The organism is Amycolatopsis sp. 2-15 (assembly GCF_030285625.1).
Taxonomy (GTDB): Bacteria; Actinomycetota; Actinomycetes; order Mycobacteriales; family Pseudonocardiaceae; genus Amycolatopsis; species Amycolatopsis carbonis.
In genome coordinates, this window is record NZ_CP127294.1 from 3,242,626 (window position 1) to 3,257,803 (window position 15,178).

Genomic DNA, 15,178 nt, shown 5'->3' on the forward strand with positions numbered 1-15,178 from the left:
GCGTCAGCTCGCGGTCAGCACGAAGAACAGGAAGCTCGGGCTGACCGTGAGCATGCGGTAATCCTCGGGCCACAGCTCGCGGGCTTCCGGCGCGGGCATGGGTTCGCTGATCACGGAGATCTCGAAGCCCGCCGCGGTGAAGGCGGCGGTTATCGCGTGCAGCGGGCGGATCCAGAACGACATCGGGATGGTCTGGCTGCCGAACGTCCAGTCCTCGGTCCACTTGTAGGTCTGGAAGTAGTTGGTCTTGATCCCCTCCAAGCGCTGCAGGGCGTGGATCGCGAAGGGGTGGTCGACCGAGATCAGCAGGCGGCCGCCGGGTTTGAGGATGCGCTTCAGCTCGGTGAGCGACGGGCCCCAGTCCTCCAGGTAGTGCAGCACCAGGGACGCGATGACGTCGTCGAACGCGTTGTCGGCGTAGGGCAGCGGCTCGGCCAGATCGGCGACGCGCAGGTCGGCTTCGGGGCCGAGCCGGCGGCGGGCCAGCTCCAGCATGCCGGCGCTGAGGTCGAACCCGGACATGATCGCGCCGCGATCGCGCAGCACCGCGGACAGCGGACCGGCGCCGCAGCCGGCGTCGAGGATCCGTCTTCCGGCGACGTCTCCGGCGAGCTCCAGCATCGCGGGCTGCTCGTAGTAGGCGTTCTGGATGCCGCCCTCGTTCTGGGCCGCATACGCCTCGGCGAAGCTGTTGTAGTCGTTGGCCGGCAGTGTGTGGTTGTCCGGAGTCATGCGGCCGATCATGGCAGAAAACGCCGGACTGCCGGTTGATCCCCTTTCACCATAACCCGGGTGGCAAGCCGGAAACATCGGTCTGCGGGTCGATTTTCCGGGGCCGGCGCGGGGCTACTCTCGAGGCCATGCCTGAGAACTCGCGCTGAACGTCGGCCCGTCCGGAATTGCCGTGGCGTACGAGCGTTTCGGCGACCCCGAGATGCCCGCGGTGCTGCTGATCATGGGTGGCGGCGCGCAGATGATCAACTGGGCCGAGGGGTTCTGCCAGGAACTGGTGGACCGCGGCCTGCACGTGATCCGGTTCGACAACCGCGACTCCGGCCGGTCCACGCATTTCGACGCCGCGCCAGCGCCGGACTTCCCGGCCGTTCTCGCGGGGGATTTCACGACGGCGTCCTACACGCTCTCGGACCTCGCGGATGACACGGTCGGTCTGCTCGATCTGCTCGGGCTGGAAAGCGCACACCTCGTCGGCGCGTCGCTCGGCGGGATGATCGCGCAGATGGCCGCCATCGAGCACCCCGGTCGAGTGCGGACGCTGACGTCGATCATGTCCACGAGCGGCGCCCCGGGTGTGGGCGCGCCCGACCCGTCGACTTTGGCCGAGATGGGACAGCCACCGAGTGAACGGGAGGCGTTCGTGGCGTGGCAGCTGCGCGCGTCGCGGATCACGGGGTCGCCTGGGTTCGAGTTCGACGAGGCCGCCGTCGCGGAGCGGGCGGGGCGGACGTTCGACCGGGGTTACTCCGCGCTGGGCATGCCGCGGCAAGCCATCGCCGTGCTGGCGTCGGGCGACCGCACGGACCGGCTGCGGCGGCTGGCGTGCCCACCCTGGTCACCCACGGCGACGCCGACCGCATGTGCGACCTCAGTGGCGGGCGCGCCACGGCGGCGGCCATCCCCGGGGCGGAGCTCGTGGTCGTGCCCGGCATGGGGCACAGCCTGCCGCGTGAGCTGTGGGCGGACTTCGCGACGCGGATCGCCGCGCTGAGCGTCACCCGATGACCGCGGCCAGCGCGCGCTGCGCTGCGCTGCGCGAAGTGCTGCTGACCGTCCAGCAGCCCGGGTCGGTCAGGGTATGAACACCGGGCTGCAGGACGCGTTCAACCTGGGCCAGGCTCGCCGCCACCGCGATGATCACCGACTACGTCGCGCACGGCGGTTTCTCCGATCAGTCCGGAGTGGACAGTGTGGGCCGCGAGATCGGCGGCCGTACGCAAGCGCTCGCGTCGCATTACGCCGACAGCCGCTCACCTCGCCGGCCCGGAGCACCGATCGGGATGATAATACCGGTATAGTTATCCGCATGGTAGAGCTGAAGACCGCGACCGAGCTCGCGGTGATGCGGGAAGCGGGCCGCGTGGTGGCCCAGGCGTTGGCAGCTGTGCGGGAGGCCGCGGGCATCGGCGTTTCGCTGGCGGAGCTGGACGCCGTCGCCGCGCAGGTGATGGCCGACGCCGGGGCGAAGCCGTCGTTCCTCGGCTACCACCCGGACTGGGCGCCGGTGCCGTACCCGGGCGTGATCTGCGCGAGCGTGAACGACGCCGTCGTCCACGGCATCCCCGGCCGGTACCGCCTGCGCGACGGCGACCTGCTGAGCATCGACTGCGGCGCGTCGATCGACGGCTGGCACGGCGACGCCGCGGTGAGCTTCGTCGTCGGCGCGGCGGACCCGGCCGACCTCGCTTTGATCGCGGCGACGGAACAGGCGCTCGCGGCGGGCATCGCGGCCGCGCGGCCAGGCGCGAAGATGGGAGACATCTCGGCTGCCATCGCCGCGATCGGCCGCGCCTCGGGTTACGGCGTCACCGAAGACCACGGCGGCCACGGCATCGGCCGCGCCATGCACGAGGACCCACCCGTGCCCAACGATGGCCGCCCAGGCCGCGGCCTGCGCCTGCGGCCCGGCCTGGTCCTCGCCCTCGAACCGATGTTCACTCGCGGCGGCTGCGACGACTACCGGCACGCCGACGACGGCTGGATCGTCCACACCACCGACGGCACCCGCGCGTCGCACTCGGAGCACACCGTCGCGATCACCGAGGCCGGGCCGGTGGTCCTGACGCTGCCGTAGGGGTACAACGTCGAAGGTGGGGACTTTCACGATCCGCCCGGGCGAGCCTGGCGACGCCGACACGTTGCTGCGCTTCTTCGACGAGGCCGTCGAGTGGCTGGTGGCGCGCGGCAGCGCCGGCCAGTGGGGTGATCAGCCGTGGAGCGGCATTCCGCACCGGGCCTCGCGCGTGGCCGACATGACGAAGGAGCCGGGCCTGCGGCTCGCGGAGGTCGGCGGGCAGCCGGCCGGCGCGCTGATCGTCCAGGAGCAATGCCCGAAGCACGTGCCGCCGGCCGGGGAGCGGGAGCTCTACATCGGGCTGCTCATCACGTCGCGCCGGTTCACAGGGCATCGGGTGGGCGCGCGGCTGCTGGAGTATTCGCTGGAGGAAGCCCGGAAACGCGGCATCGGCCTGGTGCGCGTCGACTGCTGGGCGGGCGGCGACGGCGAGCTGCAGCGCTACTACGAGGGCCAGGGCTTCACGCCGACGGTCCGCTTCGACGTCGGCGGCTGGATCGGTCAGGTCTTCGAGCAACGCCCCTGATCGGGGCAGTCGACTGGCGCTCGGCGCCCCGCGGGGGCACGATATTGACACGACGCCAATAGTGTTCCGTCTCCGTCGACGCAGGAGGAGCCCGCCATGGCCAAGCAGCCGCGCTCGCTGTCCGGGAAGGTCATCGTCATCACCGGTGGCGCGCAGGGCATCGGGGCCGCCACGGCCACCGCGCTCAAGCGGCTCGGCGCGCGGGTGGTGCTCGGCGACCTCGACCACGTCCGCGCGGAGAAGACGGCCGGTGAGCTGGGGCCCGAAGCCGTCGCGTTGCCGCTGGACGTGACTGACACGAAAGCGTTCACCGAGTTCCTCGACGAGGTCGAGCGCCAGGTCGGGCCCATCGACGTGCTGATCAACAACGCCGGCATCATGCCGCTGGCGCCGCTCGACGAGGAGGACGACGCGGCCACGCGCCGGATGCTGGAGATCAACCTGCACGCCGTCATCCACGGCACGCGCGAGGCCGTGAAGCGGATGAAGCCGCGGGGAACCGGGCACATCGTGAACGTCGCTTCGATGGCCGGGAAGTCCGGGTTCCCCGGCGCGGCCACGTACTGCGCGACCAAGCACGCCGTGGTCGGGCTGTCGGAGGCGGTGCACCTGGAGCTGCGCGGCACGGGCGTGTCGGTGTCGTGCGTGATGCCGGCGGTGGTGCGCACCGAGCTGGCGTCCGGGCTCGGCGAGGCGAAGTTCATCAAGTCCGTGGGGCCCGAAGACGTCGCCGCGGCGATCGCGGATGCCCTGAAATACCCGAAGTTCGATGTTTTCGTGCCGAAATCCCTGGATTTCACGGGCCGGATCACACGGCTGTTCCCGCGTGCGTTCGGCGAATGGTTCGTGCGCGCGCTCGGTGGTGATCAGCTGCTGGCGTCGGCCGCGCATTCCCCGGCGCGGGCGGAATACGAGTCCCGGGCTGCTCAGAGCGCTCCGGCGGCCGACTCGGGGAACTAGGTTCCCGGTCACCGGACACTGTCCGAAATGGACGTGCTTGCCGGGTTCTTGCAAGTGTGGCGGTGTTGATGCCGCCCGCGGCCCCGGGCAAGATTGCCTCCGAGAGGTCGAGCTCAGGAGGCACACATGGTTTCACCCACGGCACGGCTGGCCGCAGCGGCGTCGAACGTCGTGGGGAAGGTGCTGCACGGTGGCGTCGCCGACCTGCGCCCGATGCCCCGGGTGCTCATCGACCAGGGCCCGAACCGCTCGTTGTACCGGATGACCCACAGCGGCGCGCCCGTGTCGGGGCCGCCGATCCTGCTCGTGCCGCCGCTGGCCGCGCCCGCGCTGTGCTTCGACCTGCGCCGCGGCTGCAGCCTGATCGAGCACCTCGTGGAGGCGGGGCGCAACGTCTACCTCGTCGACTACGGCAACGTCGCGTTCTCCGACCGGCGCCTCGGCATCGAGCACTGGATCGACGAGGTGCTGCCGCGCGCGATCCGCAAGGTGAGCGAGGACTCGGGCGGCGAGGGCGTGCACCTGGTGTCGTGGTCGCTGGGCGGGATCTTCTCGCTGCTGGTGAACGCCGACCAGCCCGACCTGCCGATCGAGTCCGTCACCGCCATCGCGTCGCCGGTGGACTTCACGGCGATCCCGATCGTCGCGCCGTTCCGCCCGCTCGTCGACCTCACCGGCGGCCACCTGCTCACGCCGGTCTACCGCGCGTTCGGCGGGGCACCGTCCTATTTGGTCAGCCGCGTGTTCCGCGCGACGGGCATCAGCAAGGAGATCACGAAGCCCATCGCGATCCTCTCGCACCTCGACGACCGCGATTACCTCGCGCAGATCGAGGCCGTGGACCACTTCATGGACAACATGTACGCCTACCCGGGCCGCACGTTCGGGCAGCTCTACCACCGCCTGTTCCGCACCAACGACCTCGCCGAGGGCACCGTCGACCTCAACGGGCGCAAGATCAGCCTGGCGGACGTGAAGGCCCCGGTGCTCGTCGTCGCGGGTGAGAACGACACGATCGCCCCGCAGGCTTCGGTGGAACGTGTGGTGCGGTTGCTGGAGAACGCGCCGGAGGTGCGCTTCCGCACCTCACCCGGCGGCCACCTCGGTGTGCTGACCGGGCGTAAAGCGCGGGGCACGACGTGGACTTATCTCGACGAGTTCCTCGACGATCGCATCTGACGGCGACGCAAAGCTGGCCACCCGGCGACTCCGAGTGCTGCTGCAGGCCCTGCAGCGCGTTGCCGAGGTCGAGCGCTTCGGGGCTCGCGTCGTTCATGGTTGGTAGCCATTGTGACGCCTCCGGTCGGAAGCAGGGCTGGGTCTACTTCAACTGCGCACTAGTCTTCCCCAACACCCTTCGCGCCACGATCAGCTGCTGAATCTGCTGCGTCCCCTCGAAAATGTCCAGAATCTTCGCATCCCGCGCCCACTTCTCCAGCAGTGATTCCTCCGTGTACCCATAAACACCCGCCAGCTCGACGCACTTCAGCGTCACATCCACGACCGTCCGGCCGGCCTTGGCTTTCGCCATGGAGGCCTGCAGGGAGTTGGGCTTGCGGTTGTCCGCCATCCACGCTGATTCCAGCGTCAGGAGGTACGCGGATTCGAAGTCGGCCTCCAGTTCGAGCCAGGTGGCGGCGGCCGGGTGTTGCGGGGGGCGGTCGTAGTCGATCGTGACGCCCGCGGAGGACAGAATTCGGCGGGTCTCCTCCAGCGCAGCACGGGCGACGCCCACCGCCATGGCCGCGACCAAGGGCCGGGTGTTGTCGAAGGTCTGCATGACGCCCGCGAAGCCCTTGGCGGTGTCGATGTCCGGCGTGCCCAGGAGGTTCTCGCGGGGGACGCGGCAGTTTTCGAAGCGCAGCACGGCCGTGTCGGACGCGCGGATGCCCAGTTTGTGTTCCACGCGAACGACTTCGAAGCCCGGTGTGCCCTTTTCGACCACAAAGGACTTGATCGCCGCGCGGCCCTTCGAACGGTCCAAAGTGGCCCAGACCACGACGGCATCGGCGCGCTGGCCCGACGTCACGAAGATCTTCTCGCCGTTGAGCACGTAGTCGTCGCCGTCGAGGACGGCGGTGGTGGTGATGGCGGCGGAGTCGGAGCCGCAGTCGGGTTCGGTAATGGCCATGGCGGCCCACAAACCGGAAAACCGCGAAAGCTGCTCGTCGGTCGCCACCGAGCTGATGGCCGCGTTGCCCAGGCCCTGGCGCGGCATGGACAGCAGCAGGCCGACGTCACCCCAGCACATCTCGATCGTGCCCAGGACGACGTTGAGGTTGGCGCCGTTGCGGTTGCCACGCGCGGAATCGGGAGCAGAACGGCGCACGCCCGCCGCGCCGGCGCCGCCTTCGCCGGAGGAGTTGAGGCCGTCGAGCAGGGCCGCGAACATGTCGAGCTCGGCGGGGTAGGTGTGTTCGGCGCGGTCGTACTTGCGCGAGATCGGCCGGAACACTTCGGCCGCGGCCTGGTACGCCTGGTTGATCAGCGTGCCGGCTTTCTTCGGAACTTCGAGGTTGATCATCGAAAAGCCTTTCTAGAGGAGGACGGCGCCTTCCATCACGCCGATCGCTCGCAAGTCCCGGTACCAGCGCTCCACGGGGTGCTCCTTCACGAAGCCGTGCCCGCCCAGCAGCTGCACGCCCGCGTTGCCGATGCGCATGCCCTTGTCCACAGCCAGCTTGCGGGCCAGCGCGGCCTCCCGCGCGTAGTCCTTGCCCTGCTCGGCCCGGGCGGCCGCGCGCAGCGTGACCAGGCGCAGGCCCTCCAGCTCGATGGCGATGTCGGCGACGGAAAACGCCACCGCCTGCCGGTGGCTGATCGGCTCGCCGAACGCGGTGCGCTCGTTCACGTACGGCACCACGTAGTCGAGCACGGCCTTCGCCGTCCCGGCCGCGAGCGCCGCCCAGCCCAGCCGCGAGAGGCGCACGACCTCGGTGAACACGTCGGCTTTCCCACCGCCGAGCAACGCGCCCGCCGGCAGCGCGACCTTCTCCAGGTGCAGCCTGCCGGTCGCCGCGCCGCGCAGGCCCATCGCGGGCTCGGCTTCCACGGTGACGCCCGCCGACGACGATTCCACGAGGAACAGCGCCGGGCCGCGCCCTTCGAGATCGGCCGACACGAGGAACAGCTCCGCCTCCGCCGCGCGCGGGACCAGCGACTTCACACCGTCAAGCTGGTAGCCCTTCGGTGTGCGCTTGGCCTTCGTGGCGGGCTTGAAGGGGTCGAACAGCGGCGTGCGCTCCAGCAGCGCCAGCGCCGCCGCGGGCACCTGGTCACCGGCGAACGCGGGCACGTAGTCGGCCTGCTGCTGCTCGTCGCCCCAGGCCACGAGCGCCGTGCTCACCGCGGACGGCGCGAGCACCGCGACCGCCAGCCCCATGTCGCCGTGTGCGAGGGCCTCGGCGACGAGCGCGTTGGTGACGACCGAACGCTCGGTCCCCGCCCCACCCAGCTCCTCAGGGATGCCGACGAGGCTGATACCCAGCTCGGCCGCGCGCATGAGCAGGCCTTCGGGTGCCGCGAGCTTGGCGTCGGCGTCCGCGGCGGCGGGCCTCAACTGCTCGGCGGCGAACTCGGTCACCGTTTCGGCGATGAGCTGCTGGTCTTCGCTCGGCGTGAGGTCGAACAGCCCGGTGTCGGTCGTCGGCGCGAGCCGCGCGGGTTTGCCCAGACGTCGCACCGACTTGAACGACCGCGTGGCCGCCCCCGCCGCGCGGAAACCGTTGCGGGTGCCCGCTTTGACCAGGTTCCGCACCGGCGCGCGCAGCCCGGCCTTGTCGATCACGCTGCTCCCGGCCAGCCGGGTGAGCGCAGCCAGGCCGAAGCCCATCGCGTCTCGTTTCCTCGCCGCAGCCATGTGGCCTCTCCCTCGGGTTACCTACTGGCGAGTAGGTTAGCACGGGTAGGCCAGTCCTGCGTGGCAGTGCGTCACCGGTGCCGGTTCGAACGGCCGAACTACTGGGCTTCCCCGGTGAATTCGGTGGGTGACGGCAATTGCACTCTTTAGTGTGGAAACGGTTTCATGATCACCCGGTGCTCGGCACAATTCGATGTGGAATTTTCGCCGGAATGATGTGGGGAATCATGACCGTCACTGCCGAAGATCGGACAAGGGTTGTTTTCGGATTGTTCGATGTCGATCACAACGGATACTTGGAGGAGAGCGATTTCGCGGCGATGTCGAGCCGCGTCGAGCAGGTGGCGGACGGCTCGAGCCCCGAAGCGAAGGCGGCGCTGAGAGCCTCCTTCGACAAGTGGTGGACCACCGTCGAACGCGAGCTGGACGCCAACCGTGACGGCAAGGTGAGCTACGACGAGTTCACCGCGTGCGTCCTCTCGCCCGAGAAGTTCGACGAGACCGTGACGTCCTTTGCCGACGCCCTCTCCGAACTCGGCGACCCCGATCGCGACGGCCTGATCGAACGTCCGCTTTTCACCGCTTTGATGCTGGCCATCGGATTCAGCCCGGCAAACGTCGACGCATTGTTTGATTTTTTCCAACCCAACGGTGAAGACCGAATCACCGTTCGCGTCTGGCGCGACGGCATCGTGGAGTACTACCACCCGACGAAACCTGATGTCGCCGGGAACTACCTGGTCCCCTGAGCGGGAAATCTCTGCGAGCACCGCGGCGTCCACCGTCGCGGTGCTCGTTTTTCCGGCTCACGGGATCGGGCGCTCCAGCACCGCATGCAACAGGGCCGTCAACTCCGCCTCAAGATTCGCCCGCCCACTGACCCGACGGGTACGCGTCAGGTCATTGGCGATCGTCAACGCCGCGTGCACCCGGATCTTCGCCTCGCGCGCCGGCAGAGTGGGGGAGATCGTCGCCAGCAGGGCCACCCACTGGTCCACATAGTCCCGCTGCACGCGCAGCAGATCGGCCTTGTCGCGGTCCGGCATGGTGACGCGGTCGGCGGTGAAGGAGACCAGCAGTTCGGGCGTGTGCAGCAACGTGTGGACGTACGAAGCCGCCAGCCGGCGTAGTGCCGAGAGTTCGTCCGGCGCCCGCAGGGCCTGCTCGGCGGCGAGCGCGAGCCGGTCCGCGGCGCGGTGACCGATGGCGACCATCAGGGCCGCTTTGCTGGGAAAGTGCCGGTACACGCTCGGCCCGGCAATGCCGGCCGCGGCGCCGATGTCCTCCATGCTCACCGCGTGGAACCCGCGTTCGCCGAACAGTGAAGTGGCCGCGGCCAGTACCTGTTCGCGGCGGGAAGGTGTGCCGAGGCCGTCGCGGACCGGCTCGGCAGAGCCACCAGCCGGGAGTGTGCTGTTCAACACAGCCAAGGCGAGCTCGACGAGCAGCGGAACGAACCGGCGACGGGCCACCGTCGTGTGGTGCACGGCCACGCTGCCGAACACCGACAGGGCGCCCCAGCAGAGGAACTCGGCGTCGTCGGTGGCCAGTGAGGGGCGGACGCCGAGCAGCGCCTTCGTCCAAGCGTCGAGCACCGCGCCCGACCGGTGGCGGATCTCGCGCCGCTCGTCGCGGGGCAGATGGGGGCCTTCCCAACGCCACAAAGCAGCGATCTCGCGCCGCTCGACGGCCTGCGTGGCGAGCCCCGTCAGCAGCACTTCCAGCTGGTCAGGCGCACCCGACAGCGCCGAAGCGGTCACCGCCTCCATGTCGTCGATCCCGGCCAGCACGACGTACGCCAGGATCGCCTGCTTGTCCGCGAAGTGCCGGTACAGCGCGGGACCGGTGACGCCCGCCGCGGCGGCGATGTCGTTGATGCCGACGCCGTGGAAGCCGCGCGCGCGAAACAGCCCCGCCGCGACCGCGGCGAGCTGGGCCTTGCGGTCGCGGGGGCGCGACCCGCGGGCTGGAGTACTCATGGTGAACCGACGATAGCGTCAATCGGAACACGGGCAACCCATTGACACCATCGGGTTCGCCAGGCTTATGTTAATGGGCATTAGCACCCATGGCTCGGTATGCTCGGCCGTGAGATACACCGAAGTGTCCAACCACGCCGCTGCGCGGAGGAGTGTTCAGTGAGTAGCGAGGCCTACATCTACGAGGCGATGCGCACGCCTCGAGGTAAGAACAAGGGCGGTGCCCTCCACGGCACCAAGCCGCTCGACCTGGTGGTCGGGCTGATCGAAGAGCTCAAGGTCCGCCACCCGAACCTCGACCCGAAGGCGATCGACGACGTCGTGCTCGGCGTGGTCTCCCCGGTGGGTGAGCAGGGCGCCGACATCGCGCGCACCGCCGCCCTCGTGTCGGGTTTGCCGGAGACGGTCGCGGGCGTGCAGCTCAACCGTTTCTGCGCGTCGGGCCTGGAGGCCACGAACATCGCGGCCCAGAAGGTGCGCTCTGGCTGGGACCAGCTGATCATCGCGGGCGGTGTGGAGTCCATGTCGCGCGTGCCGATGGGTTCCGACGGCGGCGCGCTGTTCATGGACCCGACCACGGCCTACGACGAGTACATCGTGCCGCAGGGCATCGGCGCCGACCTGATCGCGACGATGGAGGGCTTCAGCCGCGAGGACGTCGACCGGTTCGCGGTGCGTTCGCAGGAGAAGGCCGAGGCGGCCTGGTCCGGCGGCTACTTCGCGAAGTCCGTGGTGCCCGTGAAGGACATCAACGGCGTCACGATCCTCGACCACGACGAGCACCGCCGCCCCGGCAGCACCGTCGAGGGCTTGGCGAAGCTCAAGCCGGCGTTCACCACGATCGGTGACATGGGCGGCTTCGACGCCGTCGCGCTGCAGAAGTACCACCAGGTCGAGAAGATCGACCACGTCCACACGGGTGGCAACTCCTCCGGCATCGTCGACGGCGCGGCCATCGTGCTCGTCGGCAGCGAGGAGGTCGGCAAGACCTTCGGCCTCACGCCGAAGGCGCGTATCGTCGCGACCGCCGCCATCGGCTCGGAGCCGACGATCATGCTCACCGGCCCCACGCCGGCCACGCAGAAGGTGCTCAAGACCGCGGGCCTGACCCCGGACGACATCGACCTGTGGGAGCTCAACGAGGCGTTCGCCTCCGTCGTGCTCAAGTGGATGAAGGACCTGCACCTGCCCGAGGAGAAGGTCAACGTCAACGGCGGCGCGATCGCCATGGGCCACCCGCTCGGCGCCACCGGCGCGATGCTGGTCGGGACCGTGGTCGACGAGCTGGAACGCCGCCAGGCGCGCCGCGCCCTGGTGACCCTGTGCATCGGCGGCGGCATGGGCGTCGCGACCATCATCGAGCGGGTGTGAGGATCCAGAATGGCTGAGAGCAAGACCATCCGCTGGGAGAAGGACGCGGACGGCATCGTCACGCTGACACTGGACGATCCCAACCAGTCGGCCAACACCATGAACTCCGCGTTCCGCGAGTCGCTCGGCGTGACCGTCGACCGGCTGGAGGCGGAGAAGGACGACATCACCGGTGTCGTGATCACGTCGGCCAAGAAGACGTTCTTCGCCGGTGGCGACCTGCGTGACCTGATCCAGGCCAAGCCGGAGCAGGCCGCCGCTTTCACCGAGTCCAGCACGCTGATGAAGACGCAGATGCGCCGCATCGAGCAGCTCGGCAAGCCTGTCGTCGCGGCCATCAACGGCGCCGCGCTCGGCGGCGGCCTCGAGATCGCGCTCGCCACGCACCACCGCATCGCGGCCGACGCGAAGGGCAGCCAGATCGGCCTGCCCGAGGTCACGCTGGGCCTGCTGCCCGGTGGCGGCGGCGTCGTGCGCACCGTGCGGCTGCTCGGCATCCAGAGCGCGCTGCTGAACGTGCTGCTGCAGGGCACGCGTCACAAGCCGCGCAAGGCGCTGGAGCTGGGCCTGGTCCACGAGGTCGTGGACACCGTCGAGGAGCTGGTGCCCGCCGCCAAGGCGTGGATCAAGGCCAACCCCGAGGGCGGCGTGCAGCCGTGGGACGTCAAGGGATACAAGATCCCGGGCGGCACCCCGTCGAACCCGAGCTTCGCGGCGAACCTGCCCGCGTTCCCGGCGAACCTGCGCAAGCAGCTCAAGGGCGCGCCGATGCCGGCGCCGCGCGCGATCCTGGCCGCGGCCATCGAGGGCGCGCAGGTCGACTTCGACACCGCGATCAAGGTCGAGACGCGCTACTTCGTCAGCCTGGCCACCGGTCAGGTCTCGAAGAACATGACGAAGGCGTTCTTCTTCGACCTGCAGTCGATCAACTCGGGCAACTCGCGGCCGGACGGCTTCGAGAAGTACACCGCTCGCAAGGTGGGTGTGCTCGGCGCCGGGATGATGGGCGCGGCGATCGCGTACGTCTCCGCGAAGGCCGGCATCGACGTCGTGCTCAAGGACGTCTCGCAGGAAGCCGCCGACAAGGGCAAGGGCTACGCGGTCAAGCTCGAGGAGAAGGCCCTCTCGCGCGGCAAGACCACGAAGGAGAAGTCCGACGAGCTGCTCGGCCGCATCAAGGCGACCGGCGACGCGGCCGACTTCGAGGGCGTCGACTTCGTGATCGAGGCCGTGTTCGAGAGCGTCGAGCTCAAGCACAAGGTGTTCGGCGAGATCGAGAGCATCGTGAACTCCGACGCGGTGCTGGGCTCCAACACCTCGACCCTGCCGATCACCACCCTCGCCGAGGGCGTGAAACGGACCGAGGACTTCATCGGGATCCACTTCTTCTCGCCGGTGGACAAGATGCCGCTGGTCGAGATCATCTGCGGTGAGAAGACTTCGCCCGCGACGCTCGCGAAGGTCTTCGACTACACCCTGCAGATCAAGAAGACCCCGATCGTCGTCAACGACAGCCGCGGCTTCTTCACTTCGCGCGTGATCGGCACGTTCATCAACGAGGCCGTCGCCGCGCTGGGCGAGGGTGTCGAGCCGGCGTCGATCGAGCAGGCGGGTTCGCAGGCCGGCTACCCGGCGCCGCCGCTGCAGCTGATGGACGAGCTCACGCTCACGCTGCCGCGCAAGATCCGGGTCGAGACCAAGGCCGCGGTCGAGGCCTCCGGCGGCACCTGGACGCCGCACGCGTCGGAAGCCGTGATCGACCGCATGCTCGACGAGTACGACCGCAAGGGCCGCAGCACCGGCGCCGGCTTCTACGAGTACGACGAGAACGGCAAGCGCACCGGCCTCTGGCCCGGCCTGCGCGACGCCTTCAAGTCCGGCACCGGCGACGTCCCCTTCGAGGATCTCAAGGAGCGCATGCTCTTCGCCGAGGCCCTGGAAACGGTGAAGTGCTTCGACGAGGGCGTGCTGACCACGGTGGCCGACGCGAACATCGGGTCGATCTTCGGGATCGGGTTCCCGGCGTGGACCGGTGGCGTGATCCAGTACATCAACCAGTACGCCGGTGGGTTGCAGGGCTTTGTCGACCGGTCGCGTGAGCTGGCCGCGCGGTACGGCGACCACTTCCTGCCGCCGGAGTCGCTGGTGGCGAAGGCTGCCAAGGGTGAGATCTACGAATAGGTTCTAGACGCTGAGCGAAAAAGGCTCTTTCCCGGATTCGTCCGGGGAAGAGCCTTTTTCGTTGTCGGGCACCAGGTCCAGGCGGATGGTGTAGCCGAGGAAACGGGCGTACATCAGGAACTCGCACAGCGCCAAGTCGTGCACGGTCGGGCTGTACTCGAGGCACCAGATGTGGAGGGGGCTGGTGTCGAGGGCCTCGGCGAGGTCGGTGCGCGAGCGGCCGGTGGCCAGGCGGGCGCGGCGCAGTTTTTCCTGCAGGCGACGGGGTTCGGCCATGGCGTCCGCGTCGGGGTCCAGGGTCGTGAAGTCGGTGTGGGGCATGCGTTCGCGCCAGGGCAGGGGGCGTTCGGCGGGGTCGTCTTCCACGATCAGCAGGCGAATGCCGTAACCGAGTTCGTGGGCGTAGCCGGCGAGCCGGTGCAGGCCTTTCGAGTGCGGGGCGCGGAACCACCACCGGGCGGCGGTGACGCGGTTGGGGAGGCCGGTCATCTCCTGGATGTTCGAGAGAGTCCAGCCGCGGGAGTAGCGGATTTCCTCCAGCCGCGTCCGCGCCACCTCGATCTGTTCCGTCAACGAATCCATGGTTCACCATCCAGCAACTTGTCCTGACGAGTTGCGCTACCGTGACATACAGTGGGGCAACTGGTCAAGACAAGTTGATGAGTGCGAGAATGTTGGCATGGTGGATCGCAGAAGCGGCATCCCTGCGTTTCGGCAGGTCGCCGGGGATCTTCGCGGCAAGATCGCGGCAGGTGAGTACGCCCCGGGCGAGCAGTTGCCCAGTGAGCGCGAGTTGGTCGACACCTACGGTGTGTCGCGGCCGACCGTTCGGGAAGCGGTGAACATGCTGCGCTCGGAAGGTCTCGTGACCTCGGAGCACGGACGCGGAGTGTTCGTCCGGCCGCCGGCGCTGGTGCAGGAACGAGTGGCGACCACTAGGCTTTCGCGCGCCGCCCGGCAAAGTGACCGCGGCGCCTTTCGCGCCGATGCCACCGCGCGCGGTCTCACGCCCTCCGCGTCGGTCGAGGTCCGGTTCGAGCATGCCGACAGCCGAGTTGCCACGAGGCTTGCGATCGCCGAAGGCGACGAAGTGACCGTTCGGGACCGCGTGATGCGCGCCGATGATCTGGTCGTGCAGCTCGCGGTGTCGAGGTTGCCGCGCGAGCTGACCCGCGGCACTGTCATCGAAGATCCCGAGACCGGGCCCGGCGGCACTTACGCGCGGCTGGAGGATGCTGGGCACCGGCTCGGCTCGTTCACCGAACAGGTCGGGGCGCGCATGCCGTCGCCGGACGAGACCTCGTTGTTGCAGCTCGCCGATGGTGTCCCGGTCATCACCCTCACCCGGGTGGCCTACGGCGCCGACGGCACGCCGCTCGAAATGAACGACATGGTCCTGGCCGCGGACCGCTACGAGCTGTCCTACGAATGGCCCGCCGACTAGTCCATTCGCTGCGGTGTCGGCAGAAATGCCGGGAGCCGTCCCGCTCGTC

General features: G+C 68.9%; 15 protein-coding genes. 9 read left to right on the forward strand and 6 right to left on the reverse strand.

The window, feature by feature from the left end; all coding sequences use genetic code 11:
* Positions 1-3: 3 nt before the first annotated feature.
* A complete protein-coding gene (locus QRX50_RS15845; RefSeq protein ID WP_285972697.1) occupies positions 4-732 on the reverse strand; it encodes a class I SAM-dependent methyltransferase in 729 nt (242 codons plus the stop codon).
* Positions 733-904: 172 nt separating this feature from the next.
* Here QRX50_RS15845 and QRX50_RS15850 point away from each other — a divergent pair, with 172 nt between their 5' ends.
* On the forward strand, positions 905-1,726 hold the full coding sequence (locus tag QRX50_RS15850) for an alpha/beta hydrolase (protein WP_353074122.1): 822 nt from the start codon (positions 905-907) through the stop codon (positions 1,724-1,726).
* 3 nt (positions 1,727-1,729) lie between these two features.
* Here the strand turns inward: QRX50_RS15850 and QRX50_RS15855 are convergent, their stop codons facing one another.
* A complete protein-coding gene (locus tag QRX50_RS15855; RefSeq protein ID WP_285972698.1) occupies positions 1,730-1,876 on the reverse strand; it encodes a hypothetical protein in 147 nt (48 codons plus the stop codon).
* A 165-nt stretch (positions 1,877-2,041) separates the two neighbouring features.
* Here QRX50_RS15855 and map point away from each other — a divergent pair, with 165 nt between their 5' ends.
* The 4 genes from map (at position 2,042) to QRX50_RS15875 (ending at position 5,474) form a co-directional block, all read left to right on the forward strand.
* A complete protein-coding gene (map, locus tag QRX50_RS15860) occupies positions 2,042-2,809 on the forward strand; it encodes a type I methionyl aminopeptidase (protein ID WP_285972699.1) in 768 nt (255 codons plus the stop codon).
* A gap of 16 nt (positions 2,810-2,825) precedes the next feature.
* Positions 2,826-3,335 carry a GNAT family N-acetyltransferase gene (locus QRX50_RS15865; RefSeq protein WP_285972700.1) on the forward strand — a complete coding sequence of 170 codons (510 nt, stop codon included), beginning with the start codon at positions 2,826-2,828 and terminating at the stop codon, positions 3,333-3,335.
* Positions 3,336-3,431: 96 nt separating this feature from the next.
* Positions 3,432-4,295 (forward strand): SDR family oxidoreductase, encoded by an 864-nt coding sequence (locus tag QRX50_RS15870; protein ID WP_285972701.1) that lies wholly within the window; start codon positions 3,432-3,434, stop codon positions 4,293-4,295.
* A 126-nt stretch (positions 4,296-4,421) separates the two neighbouring features.
* Positions 4,422-5,474, forward strand: coding sequence for an alpha/beta fold hydrolase (locus QRX50_RS15875; protein WP_285972702.1), 1,053 nt, complete (start codon positions 4,422-4,424; stop codon positions 5,472-5,474).
* A 142-nt stretch (positions 5,475-5,616) separates the two neighbouring features.
* On the opposite strand, the gene QRX50_RS15880 is transcribed toward QRX50_RS15875, so the two are convergent.
* Positions 5,617-6,819 carry an acyl-CoA dehydrogenase family protein gene (locus tag QRX50_RS15880; RefSeq protein ID WP_285972703.1) on the reverse strand — a complete coding sequence of 401 codons (1,203 nt, stop codon included), beginning with the start codon at positions 6,817-6,819 and terminating at the stop codon, positions 5,617-5,619.
* 12 nt (positions 6,820-6,831) lie between these two features.
* Positions 6,832-8,127, reverse strand: coding sequence for an acyl-CoA dehydrogenase family protein (locus tag QRX50_RS15885; protein ID WP_285974476.1), 1,296 nt, complete (start codon positions 8,125-8,127; stop codon positions 6,832-6,834).
* Positions 8,128-8,381: 254 nt separating this feature from the next.
* Here QRX50_RS15885 and QRX50_RS15890 point away from each other — a divergent pair, with 254 nt between their 5' ends.
* Complete coding sequence (locus tag QRX50_RS15890) at positions 8,382-8,903, forward strand: EF-hand domain-containing protein (protein ID WP_285972704.1); 522 nt, start codon at positions 8,382-8,384, stop codon at positions 8,901-8,903.
* 57 nt (positions 8,904-8,960) lie between these two features.
* Here the strand turns inward: QRX50_RS15890 and QRX50_RS15895 are convergent, their stop codons facing one another.
* The gene (locus QRX50_RS15895; RefSeq protein WP_285972705.1) at positions 8,961-10,133 is read right to left on the reverse strand and encodes a TetR/AcrR family transcriptional regulator; all 1,173 of its coding nucleotides are present in this window, start codon (positions 10,131-10,133) and stop codon (positions 8,961-8,963) included.
* Positions 10,134-10,292: 159 nt separating this feature from the next.
* Between QRX50_RS15895 and QRX50_RS15900 the strand changes: the two genes are divergently transcribed.
* Both QRX50_RS15900 and QRX50_RS15905 read left to right on the forward strand, forming a co-directional pair.
* Positions 10,293-11,504, forward strand: a complete 1,212-nt coding sequence (locus QRX50_RS15900) for an acetyl-CoA C-acetyltransferase (RefSeq protein WP_285972706.1) — start codon at positions 10,293-10,295, stop codon at positions 11,502-11,504.
* Between the two features lie 9 nt (positions 11,505-11,513).
* Positions 11,514-13,685, forward strand: coding sequence for a 3-hydroxyacyl-CoA dehydrogenase NAD-binding domain-containing protein (locus tag QRX50_RS15905; protein WP_285972707.1), 2,172 nt, complete (start codon positions 11,514-11,516; stop codon positions 13,683-13,685).
* Between the two features lie 3 nt (positions 13,686-13,688).
* On the opposite strand, the gene QRX50_RS15910 is transcribed toward QRX50_RS15905, so the two are convergent.
* Positions 13,689-14,267, reverse strand: a complete 579-nt coding sequence (locus QRX50_RS15910; protein ID WP_285972708.1) for a hypothetical protein — start codon at positions 14,265-14,267, stop codon at positions 13,689-13,691.
* Between the two features lie 97 nt (positions 14,268-14,364).
* Between QRX50_RS15910 and QRX50_RS15915 the strand changes: the two genes are divergently transcribed.
* Positions 14,365-15,129 carry a GntR family transcriptional regulator gene (locus QRX50_RS15915; RefSeq protein ID WP_285974477.1) on the forward strand — a complete coding sequence of 255 codons (765 nt, stop codon included), beginning with the start codon at positions 14,365-14,367 and terminating at the stop codon, positions 15,127-15,129.
* Positions 15,130-15,178: the final 49 nt, after the last annotated feature.

Excerpts from the sequence above, each read along its gene's own strand:
- QRX50_RS15845 (WP_285972697.1), bottom strand. The coding sequence starts at position 732 with ATGACTCCGGACAACCACACACTGCCGGCCAACGACTACAACAGCTTC.
- map (WP_285972699.1), top strand. The coding sequence starts at position 2,042 with ATGGTAGAGCTGAAGACCGCGACCGAGCTCGCGGTGATGCGGGAAGCG.
- QRX50_RS15870 (WP_285972701.1), top strand. The coding sequence starts at position 3,432 with ATGGCCAAGCAGCCGCGCTCGCTGTCCGGGAAGGTCATCGTCATCACC.
- QRX50_RS15875 (WP_285972702.1), top strand. The coding sequence starts at position 4,422 with ATGGTTTCACCCACGGCACGGCTGGCCGCAGCGGCGTCGAACGTCGTG.
- QRX50_RS15880 (WP_285972703.1), bottom strand. The coding sequence starts at position 6,819 with ATGATCAACCTCGAAGTTCCGAAGAAAGCCGGCACGCTGATCAACCAG.
- QRX50_RS15885 (WP_285974476.1), bottom strand. The coding sequence starts at position 8,127 with ATGGGCTTCGGCCTGGCTGCGCTCACCCGGCTGGCCGGGAGCAGCGTG.
- QRX50_RS15890 (WP_285972704.1), top strand. The coding sequence starts at position 8,382 with ATGACCGTCACTGCCGAAGATCGGACAAGGGTTGTTTTCGGATTGTTC.
- QRX50_RS15895 (WP_285972705.1), bottom strand. The coding sequence starts at position 10,133 with ATGAGTACTCCAGCCCGCGGGTCGCGCCCCCGCGACCGCAAGGCCCAG.
- QRX50_RS15905 (WP_285972707.1), top strand. The coding sequence starts at position 11,514 with ATGGCTGAGAGCAAGACCATCCGCTGGGAGAAGGACGCGGACGGCATC.
- QRX50_RS15910 (WP_285972708.1), bottom strand. The coding sequence starts at position 14,267 with ATGGATTCGTTGACGGAACAGATCGAGGTGGCGCGGACGCGGCTGGAG.
- QRX50_RS15915 (WP_285974477.1), top strand. The coding sequence starts at position 14,365 with ATGGTGGATCGCAGAAGCGGCATCCCTGCGTTTCGGCAGGTCGCCGGG.